We start from the raw sequence: 7,034 nt of genomic DNA, 5'->3' as shown, positions 1-7,034 counted from the left end.
GGGTGGGGTGGCAGTGGAAGGGGGTGGTTGCCCGGGGCGCTGCGCGGGTCCCCGTCCCGCGTTGGGGGGTGGGTTGGGGGGGGGGGCCGCGGCCCCCCCCCCCCCCCCCCCACCACGGCGTTCGTGTGCCCACGGTGTGAAGGTGTTCGATGCACTGACATGGGTTCAGACGCCACGGGCAGGAGGGGGGCAGCCTGCCCCTGAACGCGGATCGGGAGCCGGGCGGCTGTGCCGGAGCGAAGTGTCCACAGGGAAGGCGAGCGACGGCCGAGGGAATGAGAACTGCTGGTGATCCACTGCTGTGGCCCGGGGCCGGGCGGACCTCCGCGGGCGGCCGAAGTGCCGCCCGTTGGCGGGCCGTTGGCAGGCCGGAAAGGGCCGGCGACCGCCCCGCACCGGCCGGCGGCGTGGCGAACGGACTTCGGGGGAGCGCGTGATGACCCGTGGGGGATGACGGGGACATGAACGGTGCGGGAGAGACCGACACCCGTCCGGAAGCGGTTGCTCACCGTGTGGCGGAAGCGGTGGAGAGACTCGTGGTGCTCTGGGCCTCGGCGGGCGAGGCGGCCGGCCCCCGCCTCTCGGCGCAGCAACTCAGGGCTCTGAAGGTGGTCAGGCACCGTTCCGAGCTCAATCTCACCGCGCTGGCCGAGATCCTGGGGATCGCGCTGCCCGCGGCCAGCCGGTTGTGCGACCGCCTGGAGGCCGCGGGCCTGCTGGAGCGGGTTCCGCACCCCGGCAACCGGCGCGAACTGCAACTCCTGCTCACACCTCGGGGCAGGCTGGTGCTCACGGAGATCGCCGAGCGCAGGTCGCTGAGTCTCGCGTCCGTACTGGCGGCCATGACCCCCGCTCAGCGCGCGTCGCTGGAGAGCGGACTGCACGGGTTCCACCGAGCTCTCGACGCGGCGGGCTCCGAGCCGGAGAGGCAGGACCACACCGGGCAGTGAGCCGTCCGGCGTCGGACGTCCCGCCGCCGGAGGCCCGGGGCCGAAGAAACGCCGGGACCGGCCGCCCTCAACGCCCCGGCCGCGCCCGGCAGCTCAGCCGTTGATGTGGCAGAGCAGCCCCGCAGCTCAGCCCTTGATGTGGCAGAGGCAGCCCGGCATCTCAGCCGTTGATGTGGCAGAGCAGCAGACACACGTCGTCGTCGCGCTCCGAGTCCCGCAGCATCGGGTCCAGGATCCGGTCGGCGCTGCGCTCCAGGTCCCGGTCCAGCTCGGCGGCACCCTGGGCGGACAGCGCCTCGGCGAGGCGCTCGATCCCGGGATCGATGCCGTGAGCCCGCCGTTCCACCAGTCCGTCCGTGTACAGCGCCAGCGTGGACCCCGGCGGGAGGTGCGCGGTGTGGTCGCGGATGTCCTGCTCCAGCGGGATGCCCAGCATCGCCCCGGGTTTGGCGTCCAGTATGCGCACCTCGCCTTCGGGGGTGCGCAGCACGGGTGGCGGATGCCCGGCGGCGGCCCAGGTGACGGTGGACTCGTCCGGCCGGAAACGCGCGATGACCGCGGTGGCGTACAGGTCGGGCTGGAGGTGGTGGAGGAAGGTGTGCAGGCGCGTCAGGAGCTGGCCCGGGGTGCCCCCGTCGACGGCGTAGGCGCGGAGCGCGGTGCGCAGCTGGCTCATCATGACGGCGGCGTGCAGGCCGTGTCCGGTGACGTCACCGATGACGGCCACCAGACTGCCGTCGGGTTGGCGGAACGCGTCGTACCAGTCGCCGCCGATGTTCAGACCGTGGGTGGCCGGGAGATAGCGCGCCGCCAGATGCAGGCCCGGTGTCGTGGGCAGGTCCGTGAGCAGGGCGCGCTGCAGGGTCTCGGCGATGTCCCGACTGTGCTCGAAGCGCTGTGCGTTGTCGATCGCGATGCCGGTCCGGCGGGCGAGTTCGACGAGCATGATGGCGTCATCGGCACTCCACCCGTCCGCGGGCGGGGTGAGTGTCACCACGCCCAGGGGAGCGCGTCGCGTGGGCAGGGGGATGCACAGGAGGGGCCGCGCCGGGTGCAGGGCCGAGGGTGGCTGGTCGTCGACGCCGGGGAAGTCTCCCGCGTGGTCGGCGGCGTACTGCGGGCGCCCCCTGCGTGCCGCGACGACGGCGGCCGCCGGATGGGGGCCGTGCTTGAGGGCGTTGTCCTCGTCGTCGGCGAAGAGCCATACGTCGACGCTCCGGGCGTAGGCGGGGACGAGGAGTTGGGGCAGCCGGCGCAGGATCTCCTCGTGGTTGAGGGAGGCGGTGAGGGCCGCGCTGGCGTCGGCCAGGAAGGTCAGCCTGCGGCGGGCGCTCTCCGCCTCGGTGCGGGCCTTGCGCTCGGCGGCGAACAGCTCCTGCTGGGCCCGGCCGGCCGCGTCCAGTTCGGCGTGCAGGGCGAGGACACCCTGGTTCGTCTGGTGGAGTTCCTCCCGGTGGAAGGCGACCAGCTCTTCCTGCTCGGTGAGCTTCTTCAGGACCCGGGCGGTGTCCTCGTCGGCGCTCAGCAGCGCATCGGCGATGGTCGTCCGGTCCCGGATCACGTGGGCGGCGCCGGCCACGTTCCCGCGCTCGGGAAACTCGACGGCCGCCTGCCAGGCCGGCTGTGCTCCGGTGCCGGCCGCGTTTGTCTCGCCGGATCGGACGGCGGCTGTGATCCTGCCGTGTCCCTCGTCGCCCGAGGGCATGTCGGCCCGCAGGCTCAACTGCCAGGTGCCGCCCTTGGTGAGGCACTGGCGGAGCTGGGCGCTGAGATCGGTGACCAGGCGTGTGCGCTCGAGGGTGGAGACACCGTGGGCGGCCGCGAACCGGGCGGTGGCGATACGGGCGCGGGCGGCGTCGGTGACCGTGGTGATCTGCCAGGTATGGGTCATGGTTCGAGATCCGGCAACGGAGTGAGCACGGCCACGGTGGTGTCGTCCCGTACGGGCCGGGCGGCACTGCTGGAGTCCCGCACGATCACGGCTGCGGTGACCGCGGGGTCCAGGGCGGACAGGGGGACGGAGGGCGGGGGAGTCCAGCGGCTGGGCAGCCCGTCGCTGTGCAGGATGAGCAGGCTGTCGGGTGTCCACGGCTGCCGGCACCGCGGCAGGCGTGCCGGACGGTGGGCGCCGACGATCCCGGGGTGGGACAGCAGCGGCTGCCAGGTGTCGCCCGTTCGCAGCCGGGCCCCGATGTTGCCGATGCCGGCGAAGTCGAGGACCTCGGTGGCGAGATCGAGCTGGGCCACGGCGACGGCGGCTCCGCGGGTGGCACGGAGCGCGGTGTGCAGCCGGCCGAGCAGTTCCGCCGGGGGCAGGTGCGCCGAGCTGTGCAACTGGTCCAGTGCCGCGCCGGACGCCTCGGCCGCGGCTTCGCCGTGGCCGAGTCCGTCGGCCAGCAGCAGGGTGACGCGGTCGTCGGCCCGTACGCAGGCCCACGCGTCGCCGGAGTAAGGGGCGGCGGCGAGCGGGATGTTGATCCCTCCCGCCCGCACGGGTGCGCCGGCCCTGGGCCGGTGGTGTCGGCGCCGGCCCTCGGGCGCCGAGCGGATCCGCGCCAGGGCGACGGTGCCCTGGCCCGGCGTGGTCTGGAGATCGAAGTCGTCGGCGATGCGCCGGCAGGTGCCGAGTCCCGCGCCCAGCGACGAGGCGGTCGAATAGCCGTCGCGCAGCGCGGTCGCGACGTCGGCGATCCCCGGTCCGTGGTCGATCGCCAGTACCTGCAACGCCGGAGCCGGCCCCGCGCCGGGCGGCGCGAGATCCGCGTCCACGGTGTCGATCAGTATCTGTCCGCCTCCGGCGTGCTTGAGCAGATTGGTGGCCAGCTCCGTGGCGACTAGTGCCGCCACGGCCGTACGGCCCTTGTCCAGCCCGGCGTGGCCGGCGGCGGACTCGGCGGCCACCCGGGCGTCCCGCACCCGGGTGGAGTCGTGGACCGGCACGTACCAGACGCGTGTCATCGCATCTCCTTGCGCTGGCGTGGGGGACCGGCCACCCAGCAGATCACCGTCACGGCGGTGCCCGCGCCGGGACGGCTGTCGAGCGAGAACTCGTGCACGAGCCGCCGGGCGCCGCCCAGACCGAGGCCGAGGCCGCCGCCCGAGGTGTACCCGTCGCTGAGTGCCCGCTCGATGTCGGGGATTCCGGGCCCCTCGTCGGTGAAGGTCAGTCGCAGACCACGGGCGAGACCGTTCTGCAGCACCGTCGACTCGACCTGGCCCCCGCCGCCGTGGACCAGCGTGTTGCGGGCGAGTTCACTCGCGGCGGTGACCAGCTTCGTCTGGTCCACCAGGCCGAAACCGAGCTCTGCGGCCGCCTGGCGCACATGCTGGCGCACCCACGCCAGATCCATGTCCGAGCGAATCGGCAGGCAGGTGGTGACGCAGCCGGAAGTTTCCGTCACGGGCTCTCCTGGCGTGCTGGGCTGTGGGGGAGGGCAGCGGGCACCGGCGTGAGTATCCGCAGGGCCTCCTCGGTGTCGAGCGCGGTGCGCAACCCGGGGAGCGTGAGCCCCAGTTCGACCAGGGTGATGGCGACGGCGGGGCGCATCCCCGCCACCACCGTCCGGGCCGCCAGCAACTTCGCGTTCGCCGCGATCTCCGCGAACACCCGGCCGAGGAAGGAATCGACGATGTCCACCCCGGAGATGTCGATGACGACCCCGGCGACGGAACTGCCCGCGATGGCGTCGCCGATGTCCTGCTGCAACCGCTCGGCGGCCCGGTCGTGCAACTCGCCCTGGAGCGTGATGAGAAGGACGTTCCCGAGCTTGAGCACCGGCACGGAGGAGCCGGTGCGGCCGGTGAAATCGCCGTTCACTGCGCGCTCGCACCCGTGCGGGCCTGGTCGACGATCACGCTGCCCTGCTGGTGCAGGGCGTAGGCGAGGGCGTCGGCGAGCGTCGCCCGCGTGACGACCGACCCCAGGTCGATGCCGAGGTGCACGATGGTCTGCGCGATGGCGGGCCGGATGCCCGAGACGATGCACTCGGCGCCCATGAGCCGAGCGGCCGCCACCGTCTTCATCAGGTGCTGGGCCACGAGGGAGTCGACGGTCGGTACCCCGGTGATGTCCAGGATCGCGAACCGGGCCTGCTGCGCGACGACGGCCTCGAGAAGGCTCTCCATCACCACCTGGCTGCGGGCACTGTCGAGGGTGCCGATCAGTGGGACGGCGACGACGCCGGTCCACAACTTGATGACGGGCGTGGCCACTTCCAGCAGTTGCAGGCGCTGCCGGTCGATGAGGTCCTGGCCCTCGCTGAGGGTGGTCTCCAGTACGACGAGCCGGAGCGTACCGAGGAGAGCGGTGAGAGTGACGGCACGCTCTTCGGCCTGCGCGGGGGTCGCGTCGGATTCGGCGGCGAGGAGTTCCGAGACCGACGGGCGCAGCGCGGCCACCTCGTGGGCGATCTGCACGGACGTGGCTCCGGAGCGCGCGCGGGAGGCCGCCATGCGTCCCAGCTGGTCGCGCACCGTGCTGAAGCCGGGGGCGCCGAGGTCCTCCGTCCGATCGGCGGCCGCGACGGCGGCCAGCGCCTCCACCACGGCTCGGCCCGCTTCCACCGCCTCGTCCCGGGAGACCGTGAAGACGGTGCGGAACAGAGCCTCGTCGGCCCAGCGCTGGGCGATCTGCTCACGGCGGCGCTGCAGGAAGTCCCCGACGTCCTGGGCCGGGGACTTCCGGTGTGCTGCTGCCTCGTGGTCCGCCACGTGTTCGTCTCCTTCGTCCGTACGCTGTTCCGGCGTTGCGGAAACCACCGGGAGGGCTCTGTCTCTTGTCGTGCGACAACTGTAGTCATGGCCTGCCCGCGTACGACCCCGCGCCCTCCGCGAAGATCGTCCCGCTCGGGGACTCCTACCCCGGAGTCTGCGGACCGTGCCAGTCCAGGCACAGCACGAGGGCGTCGTCCTCGGGCTTGGGTCCGCCGCGGTGGCCCGTCAGTTCCCTGAGCACCGCGCGGGGCACCTCGGCCGCCGGGAGCAGCCTGGTCGACGTGATGGCTTTCGCCAGCGCCCTCTCCCCGTACTTCTCGCCGCCCGGTGCGGCGACCCCGTACACGCCGTCGCTGACGAAGAGCAGCCGGTCGCCCGGTTCCACGCGGAACTCCTGCACCACGTAGTCGGTCTCCTCGAACATGCCCAGCGGCAACTGGGCCTCGAAGTCGACCCGTTCGACGCCCCGGCCGCGCAGGCGCAGCATCTGGGGCGAGCCTGCGTCGACGACCCGTATCCGGCCGGTGGACAACTCGAAGTCCAGCATGAGCACGGACAGATACGAGGCGCCCCGGTACTGCGCGTGGATCGCCTGGTCGGCGAGGGCCGCCTGATCCTCGATGGGGATGCCCGCGCGGCGCGCGTTGCGCAGCGCGTTGATGCCCAGACTGGTCAGCAGCGAGGCCTCGATGCCCTCACCCATCCCGTTGGTGATGTACACCGTCAGGCGGTCGGCCGCCGCCGACCAGTCGAAGTTGTCGCCGAAGATCGCGTAGGCGGGCTCCAGTTGGGCGCCGAGCTCGTACTCGGGCCGGGCGCACGAGCGGCCGGGCAGCAACTGCCACTGCATCTCCGCGGCCAGTGTCAGGCGGTCCCTGCGGCGCGCCTGCAGATACAGATCGGTGTCGCGCTCGGCCACGAGGACCTCGTGGCCGAGCACCTCGGCGATGTCGGCTAGTTCGGCCAGCGTCTCCTCGTCCAGCCGCTCGGAGAGCAGGGTGACGGACAGGACGCCGAGCCGGTCGCCGCGTACGGTCACGGGCAGATGTGCGCACACGCGCCCGCCGGTGCGCTCCTCCACGAACGGTTCCTGCGCCCCGAACGCCCGTCCGGCAGGGCTGCTGTGCACCGGCACCGCTTCCAGCGTGTGCGGAAGCTCGGAGACGGGCTGCAGCACGGTGAGTCCGTAGTCGGCCATGAGGAGTTCGACCGTCTCGGCCGCGTAGTCACCGCACAGGACGGGGCTGACCGCGTCCAGCAGCTGATGGGGAGCCGCGGTGCGCAGGGCCCGCTCCGCGGCCACGAATCTGTTCACGATGTCGGTTACGCCATTCTTCGACTAGTACGATTCCGGGTCCACGCCTTGAGAAG

Annotated in this window: 7 protein-coding genes; 1 reads left to right on the top strand and 6 read right to left on the bottom strand. The window is 72.4% G+C overall.

The genetic code is table 11. From position 1 onward, the window contains the following. The first annotated feature begins 536 nt into the window (after positions 1-536). Complete coding sequence (locus ACFWM2_RS37790) at positions 537-950, top strand: MarR family winged helix-turn-helix transcriptional regulator (protein WP_383290023.1); 414 nt, start codon at positions 537-539, stop codon at positions 948-950. Between the two features lie 160 nt (positions 951-1,110). On the opposite strand, the gene ACFWM2_RS37785 is transcribed toward ACFWM2_RS37790, so the two are convergent. The 6 genes from ACFWM2_RS37785 to ACFWM2_RS37760 all read right to left on the bottom strand — a co-directional run bounded on the left by ACFWM2_RS37785 (position 1,111) and on the right by ACFWM2_RS37760 (position 6,978). Then, positions 1,111-2,841, bottom strand: a complete 1,731-nt coding sequence (locus ACFWM2_RS37785) for a PP2C family protein-serine/threonine phosphatase (protein WP_383290021.1) — start codon at positions 2,839-2,841, stop codon at positions 1,111-1,113. Then, positions 2,838-3,908: a SpoIIE family protein phosphatase gene (locus ACFWM2_RS37780; RefSeq protein ID WP_383290018.1), complete on the bottom strand. Its 1,071-nt coding sequence runs from the start codon at positions 3,906-3,908 to the stop codon at positions 2,838-2,840. The genes ACFWM2_RS37785 and ACFWM2_RS37780 overlap by 4 nt, the downstream gene beginning before the upstream one ends. Continuing rightward, positions 3,905-4,300: an anti-sigma regulatory factor gene (locus ACFWM2_RS37775; protein ID WP_383290079.1), complete on the bottom strand. Its 396-nt coding sequence runs from the start codon at positions 4,298-4,300 to the stop codon at positions 3,905-3,907. Before ACFWM2_RS37775 ends, ACFWM2_RS37780 begins: the two co-directional genes overlap by 4 nt. Positions 4,301-4,347: 47 nt before the next feature. After that, complete coding sequence (locus ACFWM2_RS37770) at positions 4,348-4,767, bottom strand: STAS domain-containing protein (RefSeq protein WP_383290014.1); 420 nt, start codon at positions 4,765-4,767, stop codon at positions 4,348-4,350. Then, entirely contained in the window at positions 4,764-5,660 is an 897-nt protein-coding gene (locus tag ACFWM2_RS37765; RefSeq protein ID WP_383290011.1) for an STAS domain-containing protein, read from the bottom strand. The genes ACFWM2_RS37770 and ACFWM2_RS37765 overlap by 4 nt, the downstream gene beginning before the upstream one ends. Positions 5,661-5,805: 145 nt before the next feature. Further along, complete coding sequence (locus tag ACFWM2_RS37760) at positions 5,806-6,978, bottom strand: PP2C family protein-serine/threonine phosphatase (protein WP_383290008.1); 1,173 nt, start codon at positions 6,976-6,978, stop codon at positions 5,806-5,808. Positions 6,979-7,034: the final 56 nt, after the last annotated feature.

It is taken from the genome of Streptomyces sp. NPDC058371 (genome assembly GCF_042723265.1).
In the GTDB taxonomy this organism is placed as follows: Bacteria; Actinomycetota; Actinomycetes; order Streptomycetales; family Streptomycetaceae; genus Streptomyces.
Note: the sequence above shows the minus strand (reverse complement) of the source record. Positions and strands in the feature narration are given on the sequence as shown.